This window comes from Nonomuraea monospora (assembly GCF_039531895.1).
Classification (GTDB): Bacteria; Actinomycetota; Actinomycetes; order Streptosporangiales; family Streptosporangiaceae; genus Nonomuraea; species Nonomuraea monospora.
This window is the reverse complement of the sequence record NZ_BAAAQX010000006.1, coordinates 381,094-397,680: the sequence shown is the minus strand read 5'-3', so window position 1 is coordinate 397,680 and position 16,587 is coordinate 381,094. Positions and strand designations below refer to the sequence as shown.

General features: G+C 72.4%; 16 protein-coding genes. 14 read left to right on the top strand and 2 right to left on the bottom strand.

The genetic code is table 11. The annotated features are described in order from the left end of the window. The first annotated feature begins 10 nt into the window (after positions 1-10). The 3 genes from ABD331_RS15150 (at position 11) to ABD331_RS15140 (ending at position 1,916) form a co-directional block, all read left to right on the top strand. Positions 11-1,162, top strand: coding sequence for a DUF5685 family protein (locus ABD331_RS15150; protein WP_344474934.1), 1,152 nt, complete (start codon positions 11-13; stop codon positions 1,160-1,162). Between the two features lie 111 nt (positions 1,163-1,273). Continuing rightward, a complete protein-coding gene (locus ABD331_RS15145; RefSeq protein WP_344474932.1) occupies positions 1,274-1,624 on the top strand; it encodes a hypothetical protein in 351 nt (116 codons plus the stop codon). 61 nt (positions 1,625-1,685) lie between these two features. Further along, positions 1,686-1,916, top strand: a complete 231-nt coding sequence (locus ABD331_RS15140; RefSeq protein ID WP_344474930.1) for a hypothetical protein — start codon at positions 1,686-1,688, stop codon at positions 1,914-1,916. A gap of 34 nt (positions 1,917-1,950) precedes the next feature. On the opposite strand, the gene ABD331_RS15135 is transcribed toward ABD331_RS15140, so the two are convergent. Next, entirely contained in the window at positions 1,951-2,679 is a 729-nt protein-coding gene (locus ABD331_RS15135) for a TetR/AcrR family transcriptional regulator (RefSeq protein ID WP_344474928.1), read from the bottom strand. Positions 2,680-2,764: 85 nt separating this feature from the next. Here ABD331_RS15135 and ABD331_RS15130 point away from each other — a divergent pair, with 85 nt between their 5' ends. The 3 genes from ABD331_RS15130 to ABD331_RS15120 are packed head-to-tail and all read left to right on the top strand — an operon-like array spanning position 2,765 to position 5,712. Continuing rightward, positions 2,765-3,757, top strand: coding sequence for an ATP-binding cassette domain-containing protein (locus ABD331_RS15130; RefSeq protein ID WP_344474926.1), 993 nt, complete (start codon positions 2,765-2,767; stop codon positions 3,755-3,757). After that, on the top strand, positions 3,754-4,572 hold the full coding sequence (locus ABD331_RS15125) for an ABC transporter permease (protein ID WP_344474924.1): 819 nt from the start codon (positions 3,754-3,756) through the stop codon (positions 4,570-4,572). Before ABD331_RS15130 ends, ABD331_RS15125 begins: the two co-directional genes overlap by 4 nt. 24 nt (positions 4,573-4,596) lie before the next feature. Continuing rightward, positions 4,597-5,712: a serine hydrolase domain-containing protein gene (locus ABD331_RS15120; RefSeq protein WP_344474922.1), complete on the top strand. Its 1,116-nt coding sequence runs from the start codon at positions 4,597-4,599 to the stop codon at positions 5,710-5,712. 63 nt (positions 5,713-5,775) lie between these two features. Here the strand turns inward: ABD331_RS15120 and ABD331_RS15115 are convergent, their stop codons facing one another. Then, the gene (locus ABD331_RS15115; RefSeq protein ID WP_344474920.1) at positions 5,776-7,080 is read right to left on the bottom strand and encodes a M50 family metallopeptidase; all 1,305 of its coding nucleotides are present in this window, start codon (positions 7,078-7,080) and stop codon (positions 5,776-5,778) included. Positions 7,081-7,340: 260 nt separating this feature from the next. Here ABD331_RS15115 and ABD331_RS15110 point away from each other — a divergent pair, with 260 nt between their 5' ends. The 8 genes from ABD331_RS15110 to ABD331_RS15075 all read left to right on the top strand — a co-directional run bounded on the left by ABD331_RS15110 (position 7,341) and on the right by ABD331_RS15075 (position 16,572). Continuing rightward, on the top strand, positions 7,341-8,324 hold the full coding sequence (locus tag ABD331_RS15110; protein WP_344474918.1) for a sugar ABC transporter substrate-binding protein: 984 nt from the start codon (positions 7,341-7,343) through the stop codon (positions 8,322-8,324). Beyond that, positions 8,321-9,364: an ABC transporter permease gene (locus ABD331_RS15105; protein ID WP_344474916.1), complete on the top strand. Its 1,044-nt coding sequence runs from the start codon at positions 8,321-8,323 to the stop codon at positions 9,362-9,364. Before ABD331_RS15110 ends, ABD331_RS15105 begins: the two co-directional genes overlap by 4 nt. Beyond that, on the top strand, positions 9,361-10,128 hold the full coding sequence (locus tag ABD331_RS15100; RefSeq protein ID WP_344474914.1) for an ATP-binding cassette domain-containing protein: 768 nt from the start codon (positions 9,361-9,363) through the stop codon (positions 10,126-10,128). Before ABD331_RS15105 ends, ABD331_RS15100 begins: the two co-directional genes overlap by 4 nt. Positions 10,129-10,200: 72 nt before the next feature. After that, a complete protein-coding gene (locus tag ABD331_RS15095) occupies positions 10,201-11,172 on the top strand; it encodes an alpha/beta hydrolase (RefSeq protein WP_344474912.1) in 972 nt (323 codons plus the stop codon). 231 nt (positions 11,173-11,403) lie between these two features. Next, a complete protein-coding gene (locus ABD331_RS15090) occupies positions 11,404-12,711 on the top strand; it encodes an MFS transporter (protein ID WP_344474910.1) in 1,308 nt (435 codons plus the stop codon). Beyond that, positions 12,708-13,763 (top strand): hypothetical protein, encoded by a 1,056-nt coding sequence (locus tag ABD331_RS15085; protein WP_344474908.1) that lies wholly within the window; start codon positions 12,708-12,710, stop codon positions 13,761-13,763. The genes ABD331_RS15090 and ABD331_RS15085 overlap by 4 nt, the downstream gene beginning before the upstream one ends. Then, the gene (locus ABD331_RS15080) at positions 13,751-14,785 is read left to right on the top strand and encodes a DUF917 domain-containing protein (RefSeq protein WP_344474906.1); all 1,035 of its coding nucleotides are present in this window, start codon (positions 13,751-13,753) and stop codon (positions 14,783-14,785) included. Before ABD331_RS15085 ends, ABD331_RS15080 begins: the two co-directional genes overlap by 13 nt. Continuing rightward, positions 14,782-16,572: a helix-turn-helix domain-containing protein gene (locus ABD331_RS15075; protein WP_344474904.1), complete on the top strand. Its 1,791-nt coding sequence runs from the start codon at positions 14,782-14,784 to the stop codon at positions 16,570-16,572. The genes ABD331_RS15080 and ABD331_RS15075 overlap by 4 nt, the downstream gene beginning before the upstream one ends. Positions 16,573-16,587 lie beyond the last annotated feature (15 nt).

The following is a 16,587-nucleotide window of genomic DNA, read 5'->3' as shown; positions in this document are numbered from 1 at the left end:
AAGGGGACGAATGTTCGGCATTGTCCGCCCGTGTCAGCACGTCCTGTGCAAAGGGCTCTACGCGGACTGGATGGGTCACCTGTGCGGGCTCTGCCTGGCGCTCCGCGACGAGCACGGCCATCTGTCCCGTCTCGTCACCAACTACGACGGCCTGCTCGTGTCCGTCCTCACCGACGCCCAGTCGCCCACGCCCGTCTCGCGCCGCCGGGCGGGCCCGTGCGCGCTGCGCGGCTTCAAGAGCGCCGACGTGGTGCAGTCTGAGGGGGTGCGGCTGGCGGCCTCGGTGTCGCTGCTCCTGGCGGCGGGCAAGGTCAAGGACCACGTGTCGGACGGTGACGGCGCCTACGCCCGCCGCCCGGTCGCCGCCGGCGCCACCCGCCTGGCGGGCCGCTGGTCCTCGGCGGGCACCGCCATGGCCGGGACGCTCGGCTTCGACCCCACCCCGCTGACGGCGGCGGCCGGCCGCCAGGCGCTGCTGGAACGTGCGGCGCCCACCGGCCTGCGCGAGCTGACGGGGCCCACCGAGGACGCCGTGGCCGCCGCGTTCGCGCACACGGGGGTGCTGGCGGGCAAGCCGCACAACCGGGAGCCCCTGGAGGCGGCCGGGCGCAGCTTCGGGCGGCTGGCGCACCTGATCGACGCGGTGGAGGACCTGGCCGACGATCGGGCGTCCGGCGCGTACAACCCCCTGGCGGCCACCGGCACCGGCCTGGACGAGGCGCGCCGCCACTGCGACGCCGCGCACGCCGGGCTGCGCGCCGCCGTGGACGAGCTGGACCTGCCCCGCGCCGCCCTGACGCGCGCCCTGCTGGTCCGGGAAACCGGCAACGCCATCTCAAGAGCCTTCGCCACTGGAACGCACGGCCCCGGCCATGCTCCCGGCCCTGGCCACCCACCCGGCGACCCAGGCGCGCCGCCGGGACGCAAGCCGCCGAAGCGAGACCCAGGCGGCCTGCTGTCACTGGCGTGCGGCCTCATGAGCTGCTGCACCTGCGGCCTGTACCGTCCCCCCTGGGACGAGGAACGCGAAGGCTCCTGCTGCGAGCGCTTCGACTGCTCCGGCTACGACGGCTGCGGCAACTGCACCAACTGCTGCAACTGCTGCTCAGGCGACGACGGCGGCTGCGGCTGCGACGGCTGCGGCTGCGACTGCAGCTGCTGACCGCCTCGCAAGTCCACGGCGGGGCCCGCGGGCCGTTTAACTGAGCTGACCTGCGGATACGAAGTATGAGGCGATAGCGCCAGCCCGCATTCTGTTACTCAGGGTGATGTCATGACCACGTACCGCCAAGGCTTGGTGCGATGGCTGGTCATGCTCGCCGCGTTCTGGCTGGGCCTGGCGTTGTGGTCGCCTGGAGCCCATGCTCTCGCGGCCGAATCGGCTCCGGCGGCCTCGTCCGTCCATCTCGGCGAGGAGCCCAGCACCGGCGAGCCCGGCCTGCGCTGCCCGACACGCTCGCCCGCGAAGCGACCGCGAGCCACGGGAGGGCCACCACCGGCAGTCCTCGTCGCCGGATCGCCCGCCCGCATCGTCGGGGCGACGCCCAGCGTGGTCGGAGAGGCCCCGGCGCAAGAGGCCCGGCACACATCACGCCTGGTCCGGCTGAGCATCTGGCGCGTATAGGCCTGCGGTCTTTTCCTCGACCGCCAGCCATCCGCGTCAAGCTCCCGGAAGGTGCTTCGCCATGCGCGAAACCGACGTGTTCTCGGAAATCTGGACGTTCATCTGCCAGCACTGCTCCCACATCTGGCACGACGAGTACGAAGCCCGCCACTTCGACGACGGCCATGGCGGGGACACCGTGTCCTGGCGTCATCGAGGGCTGCGCAGCATGCCGCCCTGGGCCCACGCGACCTGCGTCAACTGCGAGACGGCGATGGTCAAGGTGCTGCCCGCGACACCACAGCGGCCATGAGGCCCGAGAGTCCCTAGCAGGCCGTGGTGTCCTGTCAAGGCGCAGAGACAGGGGGGAGGGCTGCGGCGATGCAGTCGAGGACGCGCTCCAGCCCGTGCCGGAACTGCTCGTCGCGGCTCAGGCGCGGCTGGCGCGCCTGCTGCACGATCTTCGTGAAGATCGGGTAGTCGCCGCTGTCCACGAGCTGCCGGATACGCGGGTAGCTGCGGGCCATCCACTGCGACTCGCTGAGCCCGCTGCGGCGGACCTCCTCGGCCGAGCTGATCTCCTCGCGGACGGCGCTCTCGACGTAGCTGTTCAGCAGGGCCATGAGCCGGAGGTTCTCGTCGATGGAGACGTGCTCGTCCAGGGCGCCCATCACGCGTTCGATCAGCAGCATCTGGTTGGGGCCGTAGCTGGGCAGGGCCCGGTGCACGGTGGCGATCCAGGGGTGGCGCAGCCACATGGCTCGCAGTTCGCGGGCGTAGTGCGTCAGGTCGGCGCGCCAGTCGCCGGAGGGCAGGCCGGTGACGTCGATCTCGCCCTGCAGCCGGTCGGCGATGAGCTCGACGAGGTCGTCGCGGCCCGGGATGTAGCGGTAGAGCGACATCGCGCCGGCGCCGATCTCGGCGGCGATGCGGCGCATGGTGGCGGCTTCGAGCCCTTCGGCGTCGGCGATCCGGATCGCCGCGTCGGTGATCTGGGCGCGGCTGTAGGTGGGTTTCGGGCCGCGGGCCGGGCGTTCCGGACGCATCCAGATGTTCACGTACTCGGCGTCGGTCACCGGGCCACCTCCCATGTTGCGTACATAGTACCCAGTGGTCTAGCGTGAGCCGAAACAGCGTACAACGTACTCACTAAGGAGCCTCATGTCTGATCCGATCGTGGTCGCCGAGGGGCTGCACAAGTCCTTCGGCGGCACCCATGCGCTGCGGGGCCTCGATCTGAGCGTCCCGCGAGGAGCGGTCTGCGGCGTGCTGGGGCCCAACGGCGCGGGGAAGACGACCGCGGTGCGCATCCTGGCCACCTTGTCCGTCCCCGATGCCGGGCATGCCCGCATCGCCGGACACGACGTCGTCCGCGAGGCGGACCGGGTGCGGGCGAGCATCGGGCTCGCGGGCCAGTACGCCGCCGTGGACGAGAAGCTCACCGGCCGCGCCAACCTGCGCATGTTCGGCCGGCTCCACCACCTGCCGCGGCGTCAGGCGCACCGGCGGGCCGACGACCTGCTCGAACGCTTCAGCCTGATGGACGCCGCCGACCGGCCGGTCCTCGGCTACTCCGGCGGCATGCGGCGCCGGCTCGACCTGATCACCTGCCTCATCCAGCGTCCCGAGGTGCTCTTCCTGGACGAGCCGACCACCGGCCTCGACCCGCGCAGCCGCGGCGAGATCTGGGACAGCATCCGAGAGCTGGTGGCCGACGGCACCACGGTGCTGCTCACCACGCAGTACCTGGACGAGGCCGACCGGCTGGCCGACGACATCGCCGTCGTCGACCACGGGCAGGTCGTCGCCACCGGCACGCCCGACGAGCTGAAGGCCACGATCGGCGACCGCCTCGACGTCACCGTCGAAGACCCCGCCGCACTGCCCGCCGCGATGACCGTCCTGCACGCCCTCACCGGCACCGATCCTGCGGCGACGGACGCCGACCGGCTCAGCGTCGCCCTGCCCGGCGGCCGTCTCCGGCTCGCCGGCATCGTGCGCGAGCTCGACCGCGCCGGTGTCGCCGTCGCCGACGTGAGCCTGCGCCGCCCCACCCTCGACGAGGTGTTCCTGCGCCTCACCGACCGCCTCACCGACCGCCAGACCGACCGCCCCACCGACCGCCTCACCGATCGCGAGGAGACCGCGCGATGACCGCCCTCACCTCGCCGCTGAGCCGCCTGCGCTGGACGTTCACCGACGGGCTGACCCTGGTCGGCCGCGAGCTCGGCCGACTACGGCAGGAACCCGGGCAGATCATCGCCGCGCTGGCCTTCCCGGCCGTGATGGTGGTGCTGTTCGGGTACGTCTTCGGCAGCGCCATCCAGGTGCCGGACGGCGGCGACTACCGCGAGTACCTCATGCCCGGCCTGTTCGCGATGGTCACCTTCACCGCCGTGCAGGGCGTCATGGGGCGGATGGCGGCCGACGCCTCCCGCGGCGTCATGGACCGCTTCCGCTCCATGCCGATGGCGCGGCTGGCGGTGCCGTTCGGGCACAGCGGCGCCGACTTCCTGGTCGGCGTGCCGCTGCTGGCCGCCATGGTGGGCACCGGACTGCTGGTGGGCTGGCAGCCGCGCCACGGCCCGCTCGCCACCGCCGGGGCGTTCGGGCTGATCATGCTCATGCGGTACGCGCTGAGCTGGGTGGGCGTCTACCTGGGCCTGGCGGTGAAGGACGAGCAGAGCGCCGCCCAGCTCGTGCCGCTGTTCCTGCCGATCACGATGTTGTCCAACGCGTTCGTCCCGACCGGAGGCATGCCCGCCTGGCTGCGGTTCATCGCCGACTGGAACCCGATCAGCGCGCTCACCGCCGCCACCCGGCAACTGTTCGGCAACCCGGGCGCCCCGTCCGGAGACGTGGTCTGGCCGCTCGCGCATCCAGCCGCCACCGTCCTGCTCTGGTCGGCCGCGCTCCTGATCGTGTTCGTCCCGCTGTCGCTGCGCGCCTACGCGCGCAGAGGACGCTGACCCCGCACAGAAAGGTAGGCACACATGCACGAAGAAGTGCAGCAGATCCTGGACGAGGCCGTGACCGGCGACGGCATTCCCGGCATCGTCGCAGAAGTCCACGACGACGGGCGAACCTGGTTCGGCACCGCGGGAGTGGCCGACCTGTCCGCCGGGCACCGGCGTCAGCCCGGCGAGTACCTGCACATCGGCAGCTCCGGCAAGGCGTTCACCGCCGCCACCGTCCTGGCCCTGGAGGCCGAAGGCAGGCTGAGCCTCGACGACCCGGTGAGCGCGTGGCTGCCCGGCGTCATGGAGACGGGCGGCTACGACGGCGGCAAGATCACCGTCCGGCAGCTGCTCAACCACACCAGCGGCCTGTTCCTCACCGGCCTCGCCCCGGAGCTGCAGAACAGCATCGCCACCCAGCCGGCCCGCGTCTGGACCACCTCCGAGCTGGTCGGCCTCGCGGTCTCCCAGCCGCCGGTCGGCGAGCCGGGCGGGCAGTTCGTCTACTCCAACGGCGGCTACTACCTGACCGGCGCGATCATCGAGCAGGTGACAGGCAACTCCTACGCCGCCGAGGTCGAACGCACGGTCATCCGTCCGCTCGGCCTGACCTCCACCTACGTGCGGCCCGCCGACGCCACCGGCTATCTCCAGCCGCATCCCACCACCTACGTCGCCGGCGCACTCAAGGACGGCGTCGACCCGGCGATGCTCACCGCGGAGAACTGGGCGTCGATGATCGACCACGACAAGCCGCCCGTCGACGTGACCGCACTCAACACCTCGTGGGGCTGGGCGGCCGGCGGCGTCGTCTCCACCACCGGGGACCTGACCCGCTTCCTCCGGGCGATCGCGACCGGCGGCCTGCTGCCCCCGGCTCAGCACCACGAGATGTGGACCATGGTCACCAGCGGCGACGTCGCCTGGCTGCCGCACGCCCGTTACGGCCTCGGTGTGATCGAGTTCGACAGCGCGGCGATGGCCGGCCAGACCGTGCGCGGCGTCAGCGGCACCCTCCCCGGGTCCTTCACCCTCGCGCTGAGCACCGACGACGGCCGTCGGAGCGTCGTCATCCACGCCAACATCGAGCCGAAGAACCTGGACATCCCCATCAAGGTCATCAAGGCGGTGTACGGCGTCACGCTCGCCTGACACGGGTGAGCCGATCGCAGGTCGAGACGGTGATCCTGGCCCTCCTTCAAGCGAACCGGTCCGTCAGTTCGTCAGCGTGAGCGGGTTGACCAGGTCGGCGTACACCAGCAGGCCTGCCATGACCATCATCGCGAGCGCTGCCGCGTACGTCAGCGGCAGCACCTTGGCGATGTCGACGGGCTTGGGCGTCGGCCGCCGCATGATCCTGGCATAGGCCCCCTTGAGCCCCTCCCAGAGGCCTCCCGCGATGTGCCCGCCGTCCAGCGGCAGCAGCGGGATCAGGTTGAACAGGCCGATCGCCAGGTTGAAGCCGGCCAGCAGGTTGACGAAGGTGGCGAGCTTCTCCGTGGCGGACAGGTCGGAGGTCAGGATCTCGCCGCCCAGGCGGCCCGCCCCGACCATGCCCACCGGCCCCTCGGGGTCGCGCTCCTCGCCGGAGAAGGCGGCGTGCCAGACGCCGACCATCTTCTCCGGCAGGTTGACGATCGAGCCCGCCGCCCTGGCCGTCAGCCCGCCCATGTAGCCGGCCACCTCGCCGACGCTCTGCCGCTGTATCACCTCGGTGGGCCGCACGCCGAGGAAGCCGGCGTTCTCGTCGATCTTCCCGGGGTCGTCGAGGTTCGGCCGGTCCTGGGCGATGAGCGTGACCCCGAGCGTCATCGGCTCGCCGTCACGGACGATGCCGAGCCGGGCCGGGCCGGCGCCGTGGGAGCGGATCAGGCGCTTGGCGTCGTCCCAGGAACGGATCGCGGCGCCGTCGAAGGACACCAGGCGGTCGCCCGGCTTGAGGCCCGCCTGCGCGGCCGGGGTGGGCCGGTCGCCGGGCTCGCACCTGGCACGCCGCTCGGAGCTGGGGATGACGCACGTCTCGGTCGTGGGCGAGACGATCGGGACCTCGGCGGGCAGGCCGATGCCGACCAGCAAGATCGTGAAGAAGACGAACGCCAGCACGAAGTTCATCGCCGGGCCGCCGGACATGATGATGACCTTCTGCCACCACTTCTTGCGGTAGAAGACGCGGCTCTCGTCGCCCGGCCGCACCTCCTCCTGGGCGGCGTCGCGGGCCGACTCGATCAGGCCCTGCCATGGGCCCGTCGCCGTGCTCCTCAGCTTGCCCGGCTCGTCGCCTGGGCGCGGCGGCAGCATGCCGATCATGCGGATATAGCCGCCGAACGGGATCCACTTGACGCCGTACTCGGTCTCGCCCTTGCGCCGCGACCACGCCGTGGAGCCGAAGCCCACCATGTACTGGGTCACCCTGACCCCGAAGATCTTGGCCGGGATCAGGTGGCCGAGCTCGTGCAGCGCGATGGAGAACATCAACCCCAGGAGGAAGAGGATGATCCCCGCGACGTAGAGCCAGTTCATCTGGAGGGCGCTCCTCGGCAGGCGGCAACGGCACGAATGGTGCGAAGATCCAATGTAGTGGAACCCGCCGGACCGCAGTTGCCCGAGCCGGTGGTGCCGTCAGGGAGGGGGAAGGCGGCGGGGATGTGCTGGAGCTGGCGCCGGACAGGGCGTAGACCGTGAACGCGGGGTGAACGTACCGCGCATAAGTCAGCATGTCTATACAAACAGATGACATTGAGGTAGAACCAGGGCGAGCCCGTTGGTCTTGGAGGTGTCCTGTGAGACGTACCCCGATCGTGCTGGCCCTGCTGGGCGCGCTTGCCGTCACCGGCTGCTCCTCATCCGGGGCGGGAGGACAACAGAGTGCCGCCCCGCCCGCATCCTCCGCGGCCCCCCAGGCGAGCGGCGCCGGCTTCTCCGTCATCACCCACGGCGCCCCCGGCGACTCCTTCTGGGACGTGGTCAAGAACGGCGCCGAGGCCGCGGGCAAGCAGTACGGGGTGAAGGTCACCTACCAGGGCGACGGCGACCCGGCCAAGCAGTCGCAGCTCATCGACCAGGCCGTCTCCGAGAAGGTGGACGGCATCGTGGTGTCGATGGCCAACCCCGACGCGCTGAAGGAGGCCATCGGCAAGGCCGTCGCCGCGAAGATCCCCGTCGTGACGATCAACTCCGGAGCGGAGTCCTCGAAGGAGTTCGGCGCGATCACCCACGTCGGCCAGTCGGAGGACGTGGCGGGGCGCGGCGCGGGCGAGCAGCTCAAGGCGGCCGGCGTGACCAAGCTGCTGTGCGTCATCCACGAGGCCGGCAACGTCGGGCTCGACCAGCGCTGCAAGGGCGCCGAGCAGACGCTGGGCGGCACCGTCGAGCGGCTGCAGGTGGACGTGAGCAACCTGGCCGACGTCACCTCCAAGGTCACCGCCAAGCTCCAGTCCGACCAGCAGGTCAACGGCGTGCTGTCGCTCAACCCGGCCATCGCGATCGCCGCCAGGGACGCCATCAAGGACGCGGGCTCGCAGGCGAAGCTGGCCACCTTCGACCTGTCGGCCGACGTGGTGACGGCGATCAACGACGGGGAGATCCTGTTCGCGGTGGACCAGCAGCAGTACCTCCAGGGCTACCTGCCGATCACGTTCCTCAGGCTCTACAACACGAACCTGAACACGGTCGGCGGCGGCCTGGCGGTCAACACCGGGCCCGGGTTCGTGACCAAGGACAACGCCGCCCAGGTGGCCAAGCTGGCGGAGGCGGGCACTCGATGACGGTGCCGGCTCAGGCGGCGGCCGACGAGCGGGTCGCCCACGTCGGGCTGGCCCGCCGCCTGCTCATCCGGCCCGAGCTCGGCGCGGTGGTCGGGCTCGTGGCGGTGTTCGTGTTCTTCGCCGCGCAGTCGCCGGTGTTCCGCTCCCCGGACGGCATCGCCAACTGGCTCGACCCCGCCGCCACGCTCGGCATCATGGCGGTCGCGGTCGCGCTGCTCATGATCGGCGGCGAGTTCGACCTGTCGGCGGGCGTGCTGACGGGGACGAGCGGCCTGATCCTCGTCACGCTGGCCACCAGGTTCGGCTTCAACGTGTGGCTGGCGATGCTCGTGGGCCTCGTCGTGGCGCTGGCCATCGGGTTCGCCAACGGGCTCGTCGTCACCAGGACCAGGCTGCCCAGCTTCATCGTGACGCTGGGCACGTTCCTCATGCTGCAGGGGATCAACCTCGGCGTGACCAAGGCCATCACCGGGACGGTGCAGGTCAGCGGGCTGCGGCGGGCGGACGGGTTCGAGTCGGCGAACGCGATCTTCGCGGGCACGATCGAGATCGGCGGCACGTCGTTCCGGGTGGCGATCCTGTGGTGGATCCTGGTGACCGCGGTGGCCACGTGGGTGCTCATGCGGTCCAGGGCCGGGAACTGGATCTTCGCGGTGGGCGGCAACGAGCACGCGGCCCGCGCGGTGGGAGTGCCCGCCGCCCGTACGAAGATCGCGCTGTTCATGACCACCGCGGTCGCGGCCTGGCTGGTCGGCTCGATCCTGGCGCTGCGCTACACCTCGGTGCAGGCCAACATCGGCATCGGCCAGGAGTTCATCTACATCATCGCCGCCGTCATCGGCGGCTGCCTGCTCACCGGCGGGTACGGCTCCGCCATCGGCGCGGCCATCGGCGCGGTGATCTTCGGCATGGCCGACAAGGGCATCGTGTTCCTGGGCTGGGACGCCGACTGGTTCAAGTTCTTCCTGGGCGGCATGCTGCTGCTCGCGACGCTGGCCAACCGCCTGGTGCGGCGGTACGCCGAGGAGGTGCGGCATTGATCCCGCAGACGATCCTGGAGACCAGGGGGATCGGCAAGACGTTCGGCTCTGTGCTGGCGTTGCGTGACGTGTCGATGGGCGTGGCGGCCGGGCAGGTGATGTGCGTGCTCGGCGACAACGGCGCGGGCAAGTCCACCCTCATCAAGATCCTTTCGGGGGTGCACCGGCACGACGCGGGCGCGTACCTCGTGGACGGGCAGGAGGTCAGCTTCGGCAGCCCGCGCGAGGCGCTCGACCGCGGCATCGCCACCGTCTACCAGGACCTGGCGATGATCCCGCTCATGTCGGTCTGGCGGAACTTCTTCCTCGGCTCCGAGCCCCGCAAGGGGCCGGCGTTCGACGTGGCCAAGGCCAGGCGGGTGGCCCGCGAGGAGCTGCGCGCCATGGGCATCGACATCCGCGACGTGGACCAGCCGGTCGGCACGCTGTCCGGCGGCGAGCGGCAGTCGGTGGCCATCGCCAGAGCCGTGCACTTCGGCGCGCGCGTCCTCATCCTCGACGAGCCCACCTCGGCGCTCGGCGTCAAGCAGGCGGGCGTCGTGCTGCGCTACATCGCGCGCGCCCGCGACCGGGGGCTCGGCGTCGTCTTCATCACCCACAACCCGCACCACGCCTACCCGGTGGGCGACCGGTTCCTGCTGCTCAACAGGGGCGCCAGCATGGGCGAGTACGGCAAGGACGACATCACCGCGCAGGAGCTGACCGCGCTCATGGCGGGCGGGGCGGAGCTGGAGGAGCTGGCGCACGAGCTCAGACGCGAGTGACTTTGGCCGACATTTGACGCGTCACGGTGGTCGGTTCGAGCGGCCGCAAGGCACAAGAGCAGTATGACCACGATGACCAGCAAGACTGTCGTGCTGGAGCCGGCGGCGCAGCAGTTCGCGGACGCCAACGCCAAGCCGCCCTTCATCTACCAGCTCCCGCCCGAGCAGGGCAGGGAGATCCTGGAGAAGCTCCAGTCAGACCCGAACGTGCCCAAGCCGGAGATCGACGAGGAGTGGATCCAGGTCCAGGGCGGCCCGACCGGCGTCATCCCGGTGCGCATCGTCAAGCCCAAGGGCGCCACCGGCACACTGCCGGTGATCTTCTACATCCACGGCGCCGGCTGGGTGTTCGGCTCCGCGCACACGCACGACCGGCTCGTCCGCGAGCTCGCCGTACGGTGCGGGGCCGCCGTGGTCTTCCCCGAGTACGACCGCGCCCCGGAGGCCAAGTACCCCACCCAGATCGAGCAGAACTACGCCGCCGCCCAGTGGGTGATGCAGCACGGCGACGAGAAGGGCCTCGACGCGTCGAGGATGGCGGTGTGCGGCGACTCGGTCGGCGGCAACATGTCGATCGTGCTGGCCATGATGGCCAAGGAGCGCGGCGACGTGCGGCTGCTCGGGCAGGCCCTGTTCTACCCGGTCACCGACGCCAACTTCGACACCGAGTCGTACAAGCAGTTCGCCACCGGCTACTACCTCAACCGCGACGGCATGAAGTGGTTCTGGGACCAGTACACGACCGACCCCGCCCAGCGGGCCGAGCCGCACGCCTCGCCGCTGCGCGCCAAGGACGAGGACCTGCGCGGCCTGCCGCCCGCGCTCGTGCTGAACGGCGAGGCGGACGTACTGCGCGACGAGGGCGAGGCGTTCGCGGCACGGCTGCGCCAGACGGGCAACGACGTGACGGCGGTGCGGCTGGCCGGGATGGTGCACGACTTCGCCATGGTCGACCTGCTGCGTGACACGAACGCCAACAAGACGGCCATGGAGCTGGCCACCAGCATGCTGCGGCGGTGGCTCGGGACGGAATCCGCCAAGTAAAGGCGTCCGGCGGTGAAGCTGTGGCCCGGCACACCCCCGGGCCCGTTATTACCCCGGCAGCCCGGAACCGGCGGGCCGCCCTTCGCCGAGCGGCCCGCACCGGGCTTGCCCGCGGTGTGCCAGTGCGCCGCGCACAGGTCGCAGGCCCTGGTCAGGGCGGTTCGCACAGGCCCCGCCGCGCGGGCTCGCCGTAGGGTGCGGCCAGATTCCGCCCCCCTCCGTAGGAGCACCATGACCGCCATCGACTCACCGGCCCTGCCGATCGGCGCGGCGTTCGACCGCATGCCGTTCACGCGCAGGCACGTGCTCATCGCGCTCGCGCTGTTCGTCGCGTTCGTCATCGAGTCGTGGGAACAGCTCGCCCTCGTGTACGTCTCCGGCGACCTCGGCGCGAAGCTGGGCATCGACGAGGCGGGCATCGGGCTCGTGCTGTCGGCGGTCGCGTTCGGCATGATCCCCGGGGTGCTGGTGTGGGGGCCGGTCGCCGACAGGATCGGGCGGCGGCCGACGGCGTTCTGGTCGCTGCTGGCGTACGGGGTGATCGCGCTGGCCTCGGCGTTCGCCCAGAACGCGGAGGTGCTGGTGGCGCTGCGGGTGGCCTCGGGGCTGGCGCTGGCCGGCGTCTACACGATCACGTTCCCGCTCTTCCTGGAGCTGCTGCCGACCCGGCATCGCGGCCCGGCGGCCGTGTACCTGTCGATCGGGTGGCCGATCGGCATGCTGGCCGCGATCGGCGCCTCGACGGTGCTGGGCGATCTCGGCTGGCACGTGGTGGTGGTCGCCAGCGCGGTGGCGGGGGTGTGGGCGTTCGCGATCAGGGCGTGGGTGCCGGAGTCGCCGTACTGGCTGGCCGCGCGGGGCAGGCAGGAGGAGGCGCGGGCGGTGCTGCGCTCGCTGGGCAGCCCGGACGCCGAGGCGACGTTCACGGTGGCGAGCGAGCGGGTGGGACGCCCGCTGGACCTGTTCAAGGGCGGCCTGGCGCGGATCACGCTGGTGATGCTGGCGCTGAACTTCGTCTTCAACTGGGGTTACTGGGGGCTGCAGACGTGGCTGCCCACGCTGCTGCAGGAACGAGGGCTGACGCTGTCGGCGTCGCTCGGGTTCGCGGCGCTGAGCGCGCTGATGATGATCCCCGGGTACGTGAGCGCGTCGCTGCTGACCGGCCGGTTCGGCCGCAAGCGGGTCTTCCTCCTGTACGTGGTCGCGGCGGCGCTGGGCGGCCTCTGGTTCGCCACCGCCGGCTCGTCCTTCGGCCTGTACGCGGGCAACTTCGTGCTGTCGTTCTTCAGCATGGGCGCGTGGGGCGTCTGGAACACCTGGAACGGCGAGTTCTACCCGACCGCGCTGCGCGGCACCGGCTACTCGTGGGCCACGGCGGCGCAGCTCGTCGCGACCACCGTGGCGCCGTCGGCGGTGGGCGCGCTGCTCGCGAACGCCACCGGCTTCACCGCCACGATGCTGATCATCAACGCGTTCATGGTGGCGACCGCGCTGCTGGCCGTGCCGTTGCCCGAGACGGAAGGGCGCGAGCTGGAGTGATCCTCGGCGTCGCCCTGGGGGAGGCCGCGCTCTCGGTGGTGGCCGTCGATGACGGCGGCCTCACCTGGCCGGTCGCCCGCGGCGTGGCCCGGACGGCGTCGCGCGTCTGCGTGGCGGTGGACCTGGGCGGGGCGCCGACGGCTCCGGTGGCGGCGATCCGCGTGGGCGGCCCTTGCCCGGAGGCGTTGCGGCCCGTCGTGGGGACGGGGGTGGCCACGATCGTGCGGGGCGGGCACAGCGTGACGGGGCGTCCGCTGGCGCCGCTGGACACCGAGGCGGTGCGGCGGTTCGCGGCCACGTGCGGGCTGGCCGACTTCGCGGTGACGGCGACCGGCTCGCCGATGCTGGCCGATCATGAGCTGGCGGTGGCGGCGATCGTGGCGGCCGAGGTTCCTGAGGCGCGCATCACCTTGTCGTACGAGTTCGGGTATCCGGGGCTTCGGGAGCGGGAGGCGGACGCCATCCGCAACGCGGCGCTCGGGCCGGAGGCGGGGCGGATCGCGGATGACGTGGCGCGTGAGTTGCCGGGGGTGCCCGCGTACTTCGCCAGGTCGGGGGGTGGGCTGGTGTCGGCGCATTACTTTCGGCGGTTTCCGCTGACGTGCGACCTGGGGGCGGTGGCCAGCCTGGCACGGGGGCGGGCGGCGCTCGCCGAGAGCGCCGGCGCGGTGCGAGGGCCGGTCGGCGGCGCGGCTCCGGCTCGGGGCGAGGGCGCGGCTCGGAGTGGCGGCATCGCCTCTGGAGGGGGCGCGTTCGGCGGGGCTGGGGTGCCCGAGGAGGTGGAGGTGCCCGATGGGGTGGCGACCGCGTACGGGGCGGCACTCGGGCGGCCGGAGGCGCACGTGGAGCGGATCGTGCAGGCCAGAGGCCGGGCTGAGCTGGACCGGGTGCTGCGGGACGCCAGGGACGAGGCGCTCACCCGGGTGGTCAGCGCGGGCGCGGCGCCGGGGTCGGCGGGGATCGACGAGGTCACGGTGAACCCGCTGTCGTACCTGCCTGACGGCCTCTACCGGGTGCGGGTGACGGCGGGCGGGCGGCCGTGGGCCGGCTGATCGACCTGGACGGGCTGGGCCGCTTCTCGGCGGGGTCGCGGCTGTTCGCGACGGGGGCGGCGCAGTCGTCGTACAACCTCGCCTACGACTGGGCGGCGTCGGTGGTCGGCCGGGGTGTGGAGCTGGTGGGGGCCGGTGAGCTGGCGCCGGAGACGCTGTGCCTGGTGGTCAGCCTGGTGGGCTCCACGACGGCGCTGGGCGAGCAGTTGCCCGCCGGGGACGAGCCCGAACGGGCCGTGCGGGCGCTGGAACGCAGGCTGGGGGAGCGGGCCGGGGCGGTGGCGGCGCTGAACCTGGCGGCGGAGAACGCGCTGATCCCGCTGATCGCCGCTGCCGGGCTGGGGTTGCCGATGGTGGACGGTGACGGCACGGGGCGGGTGTTCCCGCTGGTGGAGCAGACCACGTACACGCTGGGCGGGATGAGCGCGGCGCCGCTGGCGCTGGCGGGCGGGTCGGGAGAGCTGGTGCTGCTGGAGACGGCGGCCGATCGGGTGGAGGAGCTGCTGCGTCCGGTGGTGCTGTCGGTCGGCGGGTGGGCGGTGGCGGCGTGTTATCCGATGGCGGCGCGTGATCTGGCGCGGGTGCTGGTGCCGGGGACGGTGAGCCTGCTCATGCGGGCGGGCGAGCCGGGGGCGCCCCGGTCCGCGGCGGCGCCGTACGGGGTGCGGACGTTGTGCCGGGGGCGGATCCAGGCGGTGGAGGGGAGCACGGGGCACGGGGGTGAGCTGGCGTTGCCGTCGCTGCCGTCGAGCATCGTGGTGCGGGAGTCGGAGGGGTTGCGGCGGCTGGTGCGGCTGGAGGCGCACAACGAGATCGTGCTGGCTCTGGCCGATGGGGCGGTGGTGGCCACGGTGCCGGACCAGATCTGCATGATCTCGACCGGCGACGGGATGGTGGTGGACGTGGACAAGGCCGAGCCCGGCCTGGAGGTGGACATCATGGTGGTCAAGGCCGCACCGGTGTGGCACACGGAGCGCGGGCTGGCGCTGGGCGGGCCACGTGCCTTCGGGATCACGCTGTGAGCGGGGTGCGGGAGCCGGGGTGGGAGGCGCCGGTCACGGTGGCGGAGCTGGTCAGCGGGGGGCCGCTGGCGGGGGCGCGGATGTACGGCGCGGGCGAGAACCCCGTGCGCGGGGTGCGGATCGTGGACGAGCCCGCGGTGTTCGCCACGGTCGCCCCGCACACGGCGGTGGTGCTGATCGGGACGGCGGCCAGCGGGGGCTGGGCGGTGGAGATGGCCATGCGTCGGGCCTGGGAGCAGGCGGCGGCGTGCGTGATCGCGCCGGCGGGCGGGCTGAGCGAGGGGTCGGGGGAGGTGCTGGCGGAGCGGCTCGGCGTGACGTTGATCTTCGTGGACGAGGATCCGCTGGTGGTGGCGGTGCGGGTGGCGTCGGCCGCCTCCCGTCCTGACGCGGCGCGCACCCAGCTCGTGGCCCGCTGCGCGACCAGGCTGGCCGATGCGGGCGCGTCGGCGCGCCGGGTGCTCGGGGTGCTGAACGCCGAGCTGCCCGGCACGTCGGTGGCCTTCCTCGACCGGTACGGCCTGACGCTGGCGGGCCGCCGCGACGCCCTCGCCGACCCGTCCGCTGCTCGGGGACAGCGCGGCCCGGCGGGTGAGGCGTCCGCCGGTCGGGGGCAGCGCGGCGCGACTAGCGACGCGTCCGCCGGTCGGGGGCAGCGTGGTGCGGTGGGGGACGCGTCCGCCGGTCGGGGGCGGTGGTCGGCCGAGGTGGTGGTGCCCGATCAGGAGGGCGGGGTGCTGGGGACGCTGGTGGCCGCCGGTTCGTCGCGCTCGCCCGGATGGCCGGCGGTGGTGCGGACCGTGCTGGGCCTGGCGGTGGCGCCGCTGACGGCGTGGGCGGCACGGGAACGCCTGCGTGCCTCCCGCGCCTTCGCCTGGCAGGCGTCCCTCGCCGAACGCGTCCTGACAGAGCCGGAGCCCGCCTCGGACGCCGAGCCCGCCTCGGACGCCGAGCCCGCCTCGGACGCCGAGCCCGCGTCCGACGCCGAGCCCGCCCCGGACGCCGGGCCCGCGTCGAAGACAGTGCCCGCGCGGGACCGCGCGCCCGACACCGGGCCAACGCGAGGCGCCCAACCAGCGCAAAACGCCTGGCCCGCACAAAGCACCGCGCCCACAGAAAGCGCCGGGCCCGGGTCGGCGGCGGACGGCGGCGTAAGGGCAGCCGCGGTCGCGCTCGGCTGGCCGGTCAGAGGCCTGCTGACGGCCTACCGCATCCGCCCCCTGACCGAGCCGGGCGACGCCCAGTTGGCCGCCACCCTCATCACCGCGACCCTGGGCAACGTCCCCGTCATGACGAGAGGCGACGGCTGGGCGGGGTGGTCGGCGCTCAGCCCGTCCGACCTGGCGGAACGCGTCCGCCAGGCGTTGCTGAGCATGCCCTGGTCGTGCGCCGGCGGAGTGGGCGCGCAGGTGGAGGGCCTGGACGTGATGGCGGAGTCGCTGCTGGGCGCGGAGGCGGCGGCGTACGTGGCGGGCGCGGGCGTGGTGCAGCGGGCGGATCGGATCGGCCCGGCGGAGCTGCTGGGCGCGCTGCCGACGGGCGCGTTGCGGGCGCCGGCGGCGGTGGTGCTGCGCCCGCTGCTGGCGATCGACAGGGACGGCACGCTGCTGGAGACGCTGGGCGCGGTCCTGGACGAGGGCGGCGCGTTGCGGGCGGCGGAGCGGCTGGGCGTGCACCGCAACACGATCACCGCCCGTCTGGATCGCATCAAGTCGGCGGGTTTCGATCTCGACGACGCGGCGACCCGGCTGGCCCTGCAGCTCGCCTGCCACGTGATGTTGCGGTGAGAACGCGCATGGCAT

Coding starts and splice junctions, on each gene's coding strand:
- ABD331_RS15150 (WP_344474934.1), top strand. CDS start 11: ATGTTCGGCATTGTCCGCCCGTGTCAGCACGTCCTGTGCAAAGGGCTC.
- ABD331_RS15145 (WP_344474932.1), top strand. CDS start 1,274: ATGACCACGTACCGCCAAGGCTTGGTGCGATGGCTGGTCATGCTCGCC.
- ABD331_RS15140 (WP_344474930.1), top strand. CDS start 1,686: ATGCGCGAAACCGACGTGTTCTCGGAAATCTGGACGTTCATCTGCCAG.
- ABD331_RS15130 (WP_344474926.1), top strand. CDS start 2,765: ATGTCTGATCCGATCGTGGTCGCCGAGGGGCTGCACAAGTCCTTCGGC.
- ABD331_RS15125 (WP_344474924.1), top strand. CDS start 3,754: ATGACCGCCCTCACCTCGCCGCTGAGCCGCCTGCGCTGGACGTTCACC.
- ABD331_RS15120 (WP_344474922.1), top strand. CDS start 4,597: ATGCACGAAGAAGTGCAGCAGATCCTGGACGAGGCCGTGACCGGCGAC.
- ABD331_RS15115 (WP_344474920.1), bottom strand. CDS start 7,080: ATGAACTGGCTCTACGTCGCGGGGATCATCCTCTTCCTCCTGGGGTTG.
- ABD331_RS15105 (WP_344474916.1), top strand. CDS start 8,321: ATGACGGTGCCGGCTCAGGCGGCGGCCGACGAGCGGGTCGCCCACGTC.
- ABD331_RS15095 (WP_344474912.1), top strand. CDS start 10,201: ATGACCAGCAAGACTGTCGTGCTGGAGCCGGCGGCGCAGCAGTTCGCG.
- ABD331_RS15090 (WP_344474910.1), top strand. CDS start 11,404: ATGACCGCCATCGACTCACCGGCCCTGCCGATCGGCGCGGCGTTCGAC.